At 62.2% G+C, this 12,965-nt stretch carries 9 protein-coding genes; 6 read left to right on the top strand and 3 right to left on the bottom strand.

What is annotated here, in order from left to right; all coding sequences use genetic code 11:
• Positions 1-6: 6 nt before the first annotated feature.
• From GKR99_13165 to GKR99_13150, 4 genes are all read left to right on the top strand, one after another.
• Positions 7-2,454 carry an FAD-dependent oxidoreductase gene (locus GKR99_13165; GenBank protein NKB28449.1) on the top strand — a complete coding sequence of 816 codons (2,448 nt, stop codon included), beginning with the start codon at positions 7-9 and terminating at the stop codon, positions 2,452-2,454.
• A gap of 142 nt (positions 2,455-2,596) precedes the next feature.
• Entirely contained in the window at positions 2,597-3,052 is a 456-nt protein-coding gene (locus GKR99_13160; protein ID NKB28448.1) for a pyridoxamine 5'-phosphate oxidase family protein, read from the top strand.
• A complete protein-coding gene (locus GKR99_13155) occupies positions 3,049-5,493 on the top strand; it encodes an FAD-dependent oxidoreductase (GenBank protein ID NKB28447.1) in 2,445 nt (814 codons plus the stop codon). Before GKR99_13160 ends, GKR99_13155 begins: the two co-directional genes overlap by 4 nt.
• Positions 5,490-6,140 carry an RNA pseudouridine synthase gene (locus GKR99_13150; GenBank protein NKB28446.1) on the top strand — a complete coding sequence of 217 codons (651 nt, stop codon included), beginning with the start codon at positions 5,490-5,492 and terminating at the stop codon, positions 6,138-6,140. The genes GKR99_13155 and GKR99_13150 overlap by 4 nt, the downstream gene beginning before the upstream one ends.
• A 300-nt stretch (positions 6,141-6,440) precedes the next feature.
• On the opposite strand, the gene GKR99_13145 is transcribed toward GKR99_13150, so the two are convergent.
• Positions 6,441-7,367: a ring-cleaving dioxygenase gene (locus tag GKR99_13145; protein NKB28445.1), complete on the bottom strand. Its 927-nt coding sequence runs from the start codon at positions 7,365-7,367 to the stop codon at positions 6,441-6,443.
• 205 nt (positions 7,368-7,572) lie between these two features.
• Here GKR99_13145 and GKR99_13140 point away from each other — a divergent pair, with 205 nt between their 5' ends.
• Together GKR99_13140 and GKR99_13135 are read left to right on the top strand one after the other, a co-directional pair.
• The gene (locus tag GKR99_13140; protein ID NKB28444.1) at positions 7,573-8,226 is read left to right on the top strand and encodes a redoxin domain-containing protein; all 654 of its coding nucleotides are present in this window, start codon (positions 7,573-7,575) and stop codon (positions 8,224-8,226) included.
• Positions 8,227-8,321: 95 nt separating this feature from the next.
• Entirely contained in the window at positions 8,322-9,365 is a 1,044-nt protein-coding gene (locus GKR99_13135) for an NAD-dependent epimerase/dehydratase family protein (protein ID NKB28443.1), read from the top strand.
• Positions 9,366-9,618: 253 nt separating this feature from the next.
• On the opposite strand, the gene GKR99_13130 is transcribed toward GKR99_13135, so the two are convergent.
• Together GKR99_13130 and pnp are read right to left on the bottom strand one after the other, a co-directional pair.
• Positions 9,619-10,377: a hypothetical protein gene (locus tag GKR99_13130; protein ID NKB28442.1), complete on the bottom strand. Its 759-nt coding sequence runs from the start codon at positions 10,375-10,377 to the stop codon at positions 9,619-9,621.
• Between the two features lie 172 nt (positions 10,378-10,549).
• Positions 10,550-12,682 carry a polyribonucleotide nucleotidyltransferase gene (pnp, locus tag GKR99_13125; GenBank protein ID NKB28441.1) on the bottom strand — a complete coding sequence of 711 codons (2,133 nt, stop codon included), beginning with the start codon at positions 12,680-12,682 and terminating at the stop codon, positions 10,550-10,552.
• Positions 12,683-12,965: the final 283 nt, after the last annotated feature.

Here is a 12,965-nt window from a genome sequence, read left to right as displayed (position 1 = left end):
ATTCAAATGGCTGACTTCCCAACAACGGCCCGCGTGGTCATCATCGGTGGCGGCGCGGTTGGGGCCTCGTGCCTCTATCATCTGGCCAAGGCGGGCTGGACTGATTGCGTTCTGCTGGAAAAGAACGAGCTGACGGCCGGATCCACCTGGCACGCCGCCGGGAACTGCCCGTCATTCTCGACCAGCTGGGCGGTGATGAACATGCAGCGTTACTCACTGGAGCTGTATCGCGGCCTGGCCGAAGAGGTCGACTATCCGATGAACTACCACGTTACCGGGTCGGTCCGGCTGGCGCATTCGAAACAGCGCATGCAGGAGTTTGAGCGTGCCCGCGGCATGGGCCGGTATCAGGGCCTTGATCTGGAAATGATGGCTGTCGATGACATCAAGGCGCGCTATCCGTTCATCGAAACCCATGATCTGGCAGGCGCGCTTTATGATCCCGATGACGGCGACATTGACCCGGCGCAGCTGACCCAGGCGCTGGCCAAGGGCGCACGGCAAATGGGTGCGCGGATCGAAAGGTTCTGCCCGGCGACCGGAGTGTCGCGCGAGGGCGACGAATGGATCGTCAACACCGACAAAGGCGATATCCGGTGTGAGAAAGTGGTGAACGCCGCCGGATACTACGCGCAGCGTGTCGGCGAATGGTTCAAGCCCTACGGCGGGCGCACCGTGCCGATGGCGGTGATGAGCCACCAGTATTTCCTGACCGATGAAATTCCAGAGCTGAAGCAATGGTCGGATGAGAACGACGCCAAGCTGCCGCTGCTGCGTGACGTGGACTCGTCCTATTACCTGCGGCAGGAAAAATACGGCCTGAACCTTGGCCCGTATGAGCGGAACTGTAAGGCGCATTGGATCACGCCCGACGATCAGATGCCTGAGGATTTTTCCTTTCAGCTCTACCCCGACGATCTGGAGCGGTTGGAGTGGTACATGGAAGACGCCATGGCACGTGTGCCGATCCTTGGCACCGCCGGAGTTGGCAAGGTCATCAATGGCCCGATCCCCTATGCGCCCGATGGTCTGCCTCTGATCGGGCCGATGCCGGGGGTGAAAAACGCCTATGAGGCTTGCGTGTTCACGTTTGGGATCACCCAGGGCGGCGGGGCTGGCAAGGTGCTGGCCGAATGGGTCACCGAAGGCCAGACGGAATGGGACATGTGGGCGGTCGATCCGCAGCGTTATACCGATTACACTGACCAGCAGTATTGCATCGACAAGGCGGTCGAGGTCTACGGCCACGAATACGCCATGCATTTCCCGCACCACGAATGGCCCGCCGGGCGCGACCGCAAGCTGTCGCCGCTGCACAGCCGCCTGAAGGATGCCGGTGCCGTGTTCGGTGCCTACAACGGCTGGGAGCGGGCAAACTGGTTCGCCAAACCGGGTGACGACACCGGGCATGAAGCGACCCAGACATGGGACCGCGTTGGCCCGTGGGAGGCGCGGATCCGCGAAGAATGCGAAGCTGTGCGCGACCATTGCGGTGTGCTGGCGATCACCGGGTTCACCCGGCTGAAGGTCGAAGGGCCGGGCGCGCGGGATTTCGTTGACGGGCTCAGCGCGTCGCGCCTTCCCGGCGAGGGCCGGATCGGCCTCGTCTATTTCGCAGATGACCGGGGCCGGATCGTGACCGAAATGTCTTGCATGGTGCATGGCCCCGACGAGGTCGGGTTGATCACCGCCGCCACGGCGCAATGGCACGACGCCGAGCATCTGTGGCGCAACGCACCCGAAGGGATCACCGTCACCGATCACACCAGGGACGCGGAATGCCTGCTGGTCACCGGCCCCAAGGCGCGCGACATCCTGGCGCCGCTGACCGATGGCGATCTGTCCAAAGGCTGGCTGACGACGCAGCTTGATACCAAGGTCGCCGGGAAGGACTGCGCGTTGCTGCGGGTGTCGTTTGCAGGCGAACTGGGGTGGGAACTCCATTGCGGCATCGATGATGCGCCGGCGATCTGGGACGCAGTGTCCGGCGCGGGGGCCACGCCGTTCGGGATGTACGCGCTGAACAGTCTTCGGATCGAAAAGGGCTATCGCGCGTGGAAGGGTGATCTGTCCACCGACTACACGTTGCTGCAAGGCGGGTTGGACCGGTTCGTCAAGCTCGACAAGCCGCAGGATTTCCCCGGCAAGGCCGCCACATTGGCTGAAAAACAGCAGGGCGTGACGAAGCGCTTCGCCACGCTGATCGTCGAGGCAGGCGATCAGGACGCGCCCTATATGGCGACGATCTGGCACGATGGGCAGGTTGTGGGCGAGACGACATCGGGCGCTTATGGCCACCGGGTCGGTGCCTCCATCGCGCTGGGCATGATCCGGGCTGATCTGGCGGTTGAAGGCACCGAGGTTGAGGTTGATATCTTCGGCCAGCGGTGCCGCGCCGTCGTGCAGGCCGATCAGCCGTTGTGGGATCCGGCGAACGAACGGATACGGGCGTGACAGCTGCGCGCAATCTGAACCGGTCGCCTGGCTTGGCGGGCTCTGCCGGGGCCGGGGTGGGTGCCGATTTGGGACCGATATTATCGCGCGGAGGTCAGCGTGGTCCCCGTGCGTGTCTTGAACAGAGCTCAAAGGGGCCGACATGATCCCTGAAAGCACGAAAACCCTGATCGCCAATTTCCCGCTTGGGATCGTGGCCACCGTCACGCCAGAGGGTGCGCCGGCAGCCTCACCCAAGGGGACGTTTCTGGTGATTGATGACAGGACAATCGGGTTCGGCGACATCCGCTCGCCCGGCACACTGGCCAACTTGGCCGCGAACCCGGCGGTCGAGGTTAATTTCGTCGATCCGTTCACCCGCAAGGGCGCGCGGCTGGCTGGCAGCGCGCGTATCCTGGCGCGCGACAGCACCGAATTCGATGCCCTCTGGCCGCGTTGGCACACCACCTGGGGCGGCCTTGCCGACCGGATCAAGGCGCTTGTTCAAATCGACGTGACCCGCTGTCTGCCCCTGTCCACGCCGCCCTATGACGACGGCGCGACCGAGGCTGAAATGATCGCCATTTACCAACAGAAATATACTGGGATCTATCCATGACTCTGCCCACCCACGCCCGCGTCGTCATCATCGGCGGCGGTATCATCGGCTGTTCCACCGCCTATCATCTGGCCAAACAGGGCTGGAAAGATATCGTCCTGCTGGAACGCAAACGCCTGACCAGCGGCACCACCTGGCACGCCGCCGGGCTGATCGCGCAGCTGCGCCCCTCGTCCAACATGACCCGGCTCGCGAAATACTCGCAGGAGCTTTACTACGGGCTTGAGGCGGAAACCGGGGTGGCGACGGGGATGCGCCGCAACGGGTCGATGACCGTCGCCCTGACCGAGGCGCGCCATGAAGAGCTGCGCCGGCAGGCGGCAATGGCCAGCGCGTTTGACGTTGAGGTTGAAGAAATCAGCCCGGACGAGATCAAGGCCAAATACGACCACCTGAATACCGAGGATGTTCTGGGTGGGGTCTACCTTGCCAAGGACGGGCAAGGTGATCCGGCGAACATCGCGCTGGCGCTGGCCAAGGGCGCGCGGATGAATGGCGCGACGATCCGTGAAGGCGTGGCGGTGACCGGCATCGCGCGGGACGGGCGGCGCGTCACCGGGGTGGATTGGCAGGCCGAGGATGGCGCAACCGGCCATATCGCCGCCGACCATGTGGTCAACTGCGGTGGCATGTGGGCGCGTGATATTGGCCGGATGGCGGGTGTCACTGTGCCGCTGCACGCCTGCGAACACTTCTATATCGTGACCGAGGCGATCCCCGATCTGACCGCCCTGCCGGTGCTGCGCGTGCCCGATGAATGCGCCTATTACAAGGAAGATGCCGGGAAAATCCTGCTGGGTGCGTTCGAACCGAACTCGAAACCCTGGGCCATGGATGGCATTCCGGCGGATTTTGAATTCGACCAGCTTCCGGCCGATTTCGACCATTTCGAACCGATTCTGGAACGCGCCATTGAACGCATGCCGATGCTGGCCGAGGCGGGGATTCACACATTCTTCAACGGCCCTGAAAGCTTCACGCCTGACAACGCCTATTACCTCGGGCCCCAGCCGGAGTGCGATAACCTGTGGGTCGCCGCCGGGTTCAACTCCATCGGCATTCAATCGGCGGGTGGTGCCGGGATGGCGCTGGCGCAGTGGATGAAAGAGGGGCTGATGCCCTTCGATCTGGGCGATGTCGACATCGCGCGGGTCGAGCCGTTTCAGCGCAATCGCCACTATCTGCAAACCCGCGTGTCTGAAAGTCTTGGCCTACTTTATGCAGACCACTTTCCGTTCCGCCAGAAGGCGACCGCGCGCGGTGTACGCCGCAGCCCGGTGCATCACGTGCTGGAAGCGCATGGCGCGGTCTTTGGCGAAGCGGGCGGGTGGGAACGGGCGAACTGGTTCGCGGAGACGGGGGCCAGCCGCGACTATCCCGTTGGCTGGCCGCGCCAGCCTTGGTTCGACAATGTCGCACGCGAACATACCGCCATGCGCACCGGGGTGGGCATGTACGACATGTCCAGCTTCGGGAAAATTCGCGTCGAAGGCCCGGATGCCTGCGCCTTCCTGAACCGGGTCGCGGCCAACCAGATCGACGTACCTCCGGGGCGGATCATCTATACGCAGTTCCTGAACGCGCGCGGCGGGATCGAGGCGGACGTGACCGTGATCCGTCATTCGGAAACCGCATTCCTGGTGACCACCGGCGGCGCGGCCCGCGTCATGGTCGAAGCGCATCTGCGCCGTCATCTGGGCGATGACCGCGCGGTGATCACCGATGTCACCGCCGGAGAGGCGATCCTGGCCGTGATGGGACCTAAGGCGCGCGATCTGATGCAGGCAGTCTCACCCGATGATTTCTCGAACGCGGCGATGCCCTTCGGGTCGGCGCGTGAGGTTGAGGTTGGCATGGGCCTGGCCTGGGTTCACCGCATTTCCTATGTCGGCGAATTGGGGTGGGAGGTTTGCATCCCCTCGGACATGGCCGCCCATGTGGCCGAAGTTCTGATCGAGGCGGGGGCGGATCACGGATTGCAGCTTTGCGGGCTGCATGCGATGGATACGTGCCGGACCGAAAAGGCCTTCCGCCATTTCGGCCATGACATCACGCCCGAGGATCACGTGATTGAGGCCGGGCTGGGTTTCGCGGCTCCGAAGGACAAGACGGGATATATCGGTGCTGACGCCGTGGCCGCCAAACGCGCATCGGGGATGGAGCAACGTTTGGTGCAGTTCCTGCTGAACGACCCCGAACCGCTGCTTTATCATAACGAACCGATTCTGCGGGACGGACAGACGGTCGGGTATCTTTGCACCGGCAGCTACGGCCATACGTTGGGTGCGGCGGTCGGCCTGGGCTGGGTGCCGTGCAAGGGCGAGGACGCGGCGGCGATTCTGGCGTCGCGCTATGAGATCGACGTGGCCGGAACGCGGGTCGCGGCGACAGCGTCGTTGAAGCCGATGTATGATCCGAAAAGTGAGCGGGTGAAGGTCTGACCCAATCCGCCTATGATCCCCCAGACGACCCGCTGGACATCCTGCATGATGACCACGAGTTGCTGTTCGTGGCCAAACCCGCAGGACTGCTGAGTGTTCCCGGCAAGACCCCGGATCTGGCTGATTGTCTGATCGCGCGGGTGCAGGCGGTATTTCCGCAGGCGCTGCTGGTGCATCGCCTGGACCGCGACACTTCGGGCGTGATAGTCTTCGGGCTGACGCCCCATGCGCAGCGGCACTTGGGGCTTCAGTTCGAGAAGCGGCAGACCAAGAAAACATATGTCGCACGGGTGGCGGGGCGGTTGGAACCGGCCAGCGGGACAGTTGATCTGCCGCTGGCCGTCGATTGGCCGAACAGGCCCCGCCAGCATGTCGATGCTGAGAATGGGCGCGAGGCGTTGACCGATTGGCGGGTATTGCGCGCGTCGGAGGTGGAAAGCCGCGTGCGTTTGATGCCGAAAACCGGGCGCAGCCATCAGCTTCGCGTGCATATGCTGGAATTGGGCCATCCGATCCTTGGCGATCCGCTTTACGCGCCCGAGACCTGTGCCACGCATTCCCGGATGATGCTGCACGCGCAGAACCTGCGGGTGCGGCACCCCGATGGCGGGCAGGGGGTGTCAATTACCGCGCCATGTCCGTTCTGAACGTGTTATGTTGGACAGGTCGCGCCACCCGCGTCGGTTCTGGCCGGGAGTGGAAGTTGGCGGCCTTCCTTGCGCCCGATGCGCGCCGCAAGGCGCAGGGCGCGCGCCAGACCGGTCCGGCCGGTCAGGCGCTGGTCAGAGCCACGCGCCTTCAACCGAGTTGACGGCCAAACCTGAAGAATAAATCATGCCAATGCACTGGTGCAGCGCCAGCCCACCGGTCCGGCGCGCGCCCTGCTTGGGTTAGGAGCGCAAACGTCCTCGTCAGACCAACTACGGGTTGAAAAAAAACTGCATGCGCTAGCCGATTGGCTCCAACGTCGCCTCTAACCGGTCGCGCAGATGCGCGTGCTGCTTGGGCAGCTTCAGGGCCTCGCCCAGATGGGCGGTATCCTCATCCACGTCGAATCCCGGCTCATTCGTGGCAACTTCGAACAACACACCACCCGGAGTGCGGAAATAGATGGCCCAGAAATAATCGCGGTTGATCACCGGGGTAACCTGATGGCCGGTCTCTAGCAATGTCTTGCGAACTTCCAGTTGCGCCTCTCGGTTTTCGACCGCGAAGGCAATATGGTGGACCGAGCCAGCCCCTTGCGTGGCGGCATCTGCACCGGGGATCGTTTCGACATCAATCGCGTCGGCCCCATTGCCGCCGGGCAAGATGAAACGCTGGGTGTCGCCATCGCGGTCAGACGCCTCATAGCCCATGAAGCGCAGCACCTCGGCCGTTGCGCCACCGTCGGCCAGGCGCATCGCTGCGGAATGGAATCCCCGCACGGCCATGCCTTCGTCGACATCACCATCGGCCCAGGGCGCGCGCGTGTCCTCACCCTCGATCAGGGCGAATTCATCGCCGTCCGGCCCCGCAAAACGCAGCCGTGGCGCCCCGAAATAGCTGTCTTTGGCAAGCTGCGTTGCTGCACGTGCGTCCAGTCGTGCCGCCCAGTGATCAAGGCTACCTTGGGGCACCGCAAAGGCGGTGCGCGACACCTCGCCCACACCACGCTTGCCGCGTGCCGCGTTGGGAAACGGGAAATAGGTCATCACCGACCCCGGCGTGCCCGCACCGTCGCCATAATACAGGTGATACACATCCGGCGCATCGAAGTTCACGGTCTTCTTGACCCGCCGCAGCCCCATCGCGCCGGTGAAGAATGCATTGTTCGCCTGCGCACTGCTCGCAAGCGAGGTGACGTGGTGCAGGCCTTTGATCTGGGTCAACATGGGTGTCTCCGTTTTTGTACACGAGTGTTACCTAGACCTGTTGATCCACAGGGTAATCCCGCAAAAACGCACAGATGGCATAGAAATTTGCGAAACCGCACCAATCGGACAGCACCTGGCCTGGATCAACAGAACCTAAAGCCACCTCTTCCTGTCTGACGACATCCGCTTATACTGGCGCTTCGCAGGAAAATGGAGATACCGCATGTCCCTACGCATTAATGACACAGCCCCTGATTTCACCGCTGACACGACCGATGGCCCGATCAGCTTCCACGATTGGGTTGGCGATGGCTATGCCGTTTTGTTCAGCCACCCCAAGGATTTCACGCCGGTCTGCACGACCGAACTGGGGATGATGGCCGGGATGGCCGACGAATTCGCCGCGCGCGATGCCAAGATCATCGGCATCTCGGTTGATCCGGTCGAAGATCACCATCGCTGGAAGGATGACATCAAGGCCTATACGGGCAACGCCGTCGGCTATCCGATGATTGGCGATCCCGAGATGAAAGTCGCCAAGCTTTACGGAATGATGCCCGCAGAAGAGACCCGTACCGAAGGCCGCACGCCGGCGGACAATCAGACCGTGCGCACGGTCTTCATTGTCGGGCCCGACAAGAAGGTGAAGCTGAACCTGACCTATCCAATGACCACGGGTCGGAATTTTGATGAAATTCTGCGCGCGCTGGACTCGATCCGGCTGACCGCGCAGCATCAGGTTGCGACCCCGGCGGGCTGGCAACAGGGCGAGGATGTGATCGTCACCGCCGCCGTCAGCGATGAAGACGCCAAGGCGCGCTTTGGCGGGTTTGACAAGAAGCTGCCCTACCTCAGAACGACGAAGCAGCCGGGATAAACCGGCGGCGAAACCGCAGCTGACCTTCGATCCGCCAGCGCCTGAATTCGGGCGCTGGCAGCCGAGTATTGTAACGATTTGAACAGGGGCAACCCGTGCCGGAAAAAATCCTGATCAGCGGTGCCGCCGGCTTTATCGCGATGCATACGATCAAGCGTCTGCTGGCCGCCGGTCACATTGTTGTCGGCACGGTGCGCGACCCCGACGATGCGGCCAAGACCGCCCCCTTGCGGGCAATGCCAGGGGCCGGGGCGCGATTGTCGCTGGTCGCGGCGGACCTTGACGCGCCCGACCCGTTCACTACGCATGCGGATGTCGACGTCATTTTCCACATGGCCACTCCGTTTGCCGTAGATGTAGATGACCCGCAGCGCGATCTGGTTGATCCGGCGGTTGACGGCACCCTTGCCATGATGCGCGCTGCTGCTGGCAACCCGCGTGTGCGCAGGGTTGTGCTGACATCCTCCATGGCGGCGATCATGGACGAACCCGGCGATCAGGTGATCTCGGAAGATACCTGGAACACCAGTTCGTCGCTGACCCGAAATCCGTATTACTATGCGAAAACGCTTGCTGAGCGGGCAGCATGGGACTTCATGTCAGCCGGGGCGCGGAACTTCGATCTGGTGGTGTTGAATCCGTTCATCGTGATCGGACCATCGCATACGGCGACGCTCAACCCGTCGAACGCCATTCTGGCGCGGATCGTGAATGGTGGTTTTCCCGGCATACTGGATCTGGCCTGGGGGTTCGTCGATGTGCGCAGTGTTGCCGACGCCCATGTCGAGGCGATGCGGCGTCCCGAGGCCGAGGGCCGCCACATCCTCGCCGCCCAACCGATCCCGATGTCCGAAGTATGCGAGATCATTGCGGACCTTGGGTACGGCGCAAACATGCGCCGCCTGAACCTGTCAGGCGGGCTGGCCACGTCGTTGATCAAACTGGTCAGCCATACCCAGCCCAAGGGGTCGGGCAGTTATCTGCGCACGCATCTGGGGCGGATGCCGAAGCTGGACAACACGAAAAGTCAGCGCGCGCTTGGTATCGACTATGGCGATCCGCGTGTCATGATCCGGGATGCGATTGCGGATATGGCGCGCTGGGGCCATATCGACCCGGCGAAAGCATCATCCATTTAGTCTGCAACGGCGCCCGAAAACAAGCGCCCGCCTTTAGCGGGGCGCGCGCCGGACCGGCGGGCTGGCGCAGCAACGGTTGAGGGGCATGATTTATGGTGAGGTGTTAGCCGTCACCTATCCCGGATGTGCCCACCTCAAACCGATGCCAGACCGGTGGGGCCGGTCCGGCGTGCGCCCTGCGCCTGCGGCGCGCACCGGGCGCAGGTAACTCCGATGCGGTTCAGATAATTGGGACGGCGCAATGGGTGACACGTCACCCGGTCGCGCGACGATTCTGCCGGGCCGCCAGCCAGTAATTCACAAATCTGCGCCGGGTCGAGATGACGTGGAACCGGCTGATTTTGCTGCGCCGCCCTTTGCGCGCGCGTGGATCGCCATCGTTGATCAGGCTGCCCTGATTCAAGGGCCGCACCAGCGCCTTGTCAAAGCCGATCCCGCCGCCGACCCGGCAGATATGCGATTTCAGCGTGTTGTCCACCGGCATGATGATGCAGGAGCGTTTGTCCAGAAACCGCTGTGCGCCCTGACGTGACCAGACAATCGCATGGGTGGTCACCGGCAGATAGCTTGCGCGAAGCGGTGCGGGAAACCCCTCGGGCAACCCGGTGATCTGCAACGGTGTGAAAAACTTCGTCGTCGGGCGGCCAATCTGCATGACATCCCAGTTTTCCAGCCCGATCTGCCCCGCCAGTCGTTGCAGGGTTTCGATCATACCTGCAAAGCCATCGGGGACGTTCACGTCGTCTTCCAGCACCAGCCCGATGTCGTGCGAACCGTCAAGAAACGCCCGCGCCGCGTTGAGGTGGCTTTGAAAGCAGCCAACCTCGCCCGTCAGCAATTCGCGGCCGAATAACTTGCGTGAGCGTTCGGGATCATAGTCGCCCAGTGCCTCGGGCGGGCGGTCTTTTCCGTCGACCGCAGGCAAGCGGCTGAAGGCGATGCCCTGTTGCCCCAGGGCGGTCGTCATCCAGTCCAGCCGGTCCGGGCTGCGATCCAGGTTGATAACCTGCAAGATTACGCTTGGGTCTGTCACGGTGTCAGCAGTCTGTTAGGCGATGAAATCGCAGGCGCGCCGGTGTCGAGTGTAACCAGAGCGGCGCGTGATGAAAACCAAGCCGAGGCCGAAATATGAAAGGCCCCGGCGTTTCCACCGGGGCCCATGGTTGGTGATCGATCAGAAGCGCTTATTCAGCGGCTTCTTCTTTCTTGAGCTCTTCACCGGTGGCCTGATCGACCATCTTCATGGCCAGGCGCACCTTGCCGCGATCGTCAAAGCCAAGCAGCTTGACCCAAACCTCCTGACCTTCCTTCAGAACGTCCGAAGGATGGTTCAGGCGGCGGTTTTCGATCTGGCTGACATGGACCAGACCGTCGCGCTTGCCAAAGAAGTTCACGAAGGCGCCGAAGTCGACGATCTTCACGACCGTGCCTTTATAGATCACGCCCTCTTCCGGCTCGGCGACGATCGAGTGGATCATCTCGTAAGCCTTCTTGATCGCGTCACCGTTGGGGCTGGCGATCTTGATGATGCCGTCGTCATTGATGTCGACCTTGGCGCCCGAGACTTCCACGATCTCGCGGATGACCTTGCCGCCGGTGCCGATGACTTCGCGGATTTTATCGGTCGGCACCTGCATCGTTTCGATGCGCGGCGCGTGGACCGAGAATTCGGAGGTCGAGGACAGCGCCTTGTTCATCTCACCCAGGATGTGCAGACGACCCTCTTTGGCTTGCGCCAGTGCTTTCTCCATGATCTCGGGCGTGATGCCGGCGATCTTGATGTCCATCTGCAACGACGTGATGCCGTTTTCGGTGCCAGCGACCTTGAAGTCCATGTCGCCCAGGTGGTCTTCGTCACCCAGAATGTCCGACAGGATGGCGTAATCGCCGCTGTCTTCCAGGATCAGACCCATGGCCACACCGGCCACCGGGGCCTTCAGCGGAACGCCCGCGTCCATCATCGACAAGGAACCACCACAGACCGACGCCATCGAGGATGAGCCGTTGGATTCAGTGATCTCGGACACAACCCGAACCGTGTAGGGGAAGTCCGTCGCCGCAGGCAGAACCGCCTGAAGCGCGCGCCATGCCAGTTTGCCGTGGCCGATTTCACGGCGTCCGGTGAAGCCAAAGCGGCCAACTTCGCCGACCGAATAGGGCGGGAAGTTGTAGTGCAGCATAAAGTTGGATTTGTAGGTGCCGTGCAGCGCGTCGACCATCTGTTCGTCGTCGCCGGTGCCCAGCGTGGTCACGACCAGACCCTGCGTCTCACCGCGTGTAAACAGCGCCGAACCGTGGGTCCGTGGCAGCAGACCGGTTTCTGCAACAATCGGGCGGATGGTGTCGGTTGCGCGACCGTCGATCCGCTTGCCGGTCTTGACCACATCGCCGCGCAGAATGCTGGCTTCCAGCTTCTTCATGGCGGACCCAAGGTTCGCATCCTCAAGCTGCTCATCGCTGAGCGCGGCCTTCACCGTTTCACGCGCGGCGGCAACGGCGCCGGTGCGTTCCTGCTTGTCAGTGATCGCGAAGGCTTTGCGCATGTCCTTCTCACCAGCCTTTTTCACAGCTTTATAAAGGTCGCTGTAATCCGGTGCGGCAAAGTCGAACGGCTCCTTGGCGCAGTCTTCGGCCAGGTCGATGATCATGTCGATGACGGGCTGAATCTGCTCGTGCGCGAAGTTCACGGCGCCCAGCATTTCGGCCTCGGACAGCTCATAAGCTTCCGATTCAACCATCATCACGGCGTCTTTTGTGCCCGCGACCACCAGGTCAAGCCGCTGTTCGGGCTTGTTTTTCAAGTCGTGCATGTCGTCGAGTTCGGGGTTCAGCACATAATCGCCGCCCTCGAATCCGACACGGCAGGCCGCGATCGGCCCCATGAACGGCGCGCCGGAAATGGTCAGCGCGGCAGAGGCTGCGATCAGTGCGACGATGTCGGGGTCGTTGACCAGATCGTGGGACAGCACGGTGCAGATCACCAGAACTTCGTTCTTGAATCCCTCGACGAACAGCGGGCGGATCGGACGGTCGATCAGGCGGCTGGTCAGGGTTTCTTTTTCGGTCGGGCGCGCCTCGCGCTTGAAGAAGCCGCCGGGAACCTTGCCCGCGGCATAGTATTTTTCATTGTAGTGAACCGTCAGCGGGAAGAAGTCCTGCCCCGGTTTCTGGCTTTTCGCGAAGGTCACGTTGGCCATGACGCTGGTTTCGCCGTAGGTGGCGATAACGCTGCCGTCAGCCTGACGGGCGACTTTGCCGGTTTCCAGAGTCAGGGTTTCTTCACCCCACTGGATGGATTTTTTCGTTTCTTTGAACATGTATCGTTTCCTATGTGGAAGCTCTCCCGGGCGAACCCCGGGTCTTCCGTTGATTGCGGCCCCATTGCCGCCAACCCCTGTCCTTATCCGGGCGCCGGGGTCAGGGCGCCACGTCTCAGATTTGCCGCGTTTAGAGGGTTTTGCGGCGTTTGGGAAGGGGGGTCGTGGAGCGTGCGAATCGCGCAAAACCCATGCCATCAGGGCTTTGGGCGGCGCGGCCAGGATGCTGTGAATTGATTCCGATCAATTTTGCGATTGCAAGCCTCCCCCACACTGATGCCAA

The sequence above is a fragment of the Paracoccaceae bacterium genome, assembly GCA_012103375.1.
Classification (GTDB): domain Bacteria; phylum Pseudomonadota; class Alphaproteobacteria; order Rhodobacterales; family Rhodobacteraceae; genus WLWX01.
The sequence above is the reverse complement of the archived record's forward strand: the minus strand, read 5'-3'. Positions and strand labels throughout refer to the sequence as shown.

Bases quoted from the DNA above. Each gene is read 5' to 3' on its own strand.
- GKR99_13165 (NKB28449.1), top strand. From the start codon at position 7: ATGGCTGACTTCCCAACAACGGCCCGCGTGGTCATCATCGGTGGCGGC.
- GKR99_13160 (NKB28448.1), top strand. From the start codon at position 2,597: ATGATCCCTGAAAGCACGAAAACCCTGATCGCCAATTTCCCGCTTGGG.
- GKR99_13155 (NKB28447.1), top strand. From the start codon at position 3,049: ATGACTCTGCCCACCCACGCCCGCGTCGTCATCATCGGCGGCGGTATC.
- GKR99_13145 (NKB28445.1), bottom strand. From the start codon at position 7,367: ATGTTGACCCAGATCAAAGGCCTGCACCACGTCACCTCGCTTGCGAGC.
- GKR99_13140 (NKB28444.1), top strand. From the start codon at position 7,573: ATGTCCCTACGCATTAATGACACAGCCCCTGATTTCACCGCTGACACG.
- pnp (NKB28441.1), bottom strand. From the start codon at position 12,682: ATGTTCAAAGAAACGAAAAAATCCATCCAGTGGGGTGAAGAAACCCTG.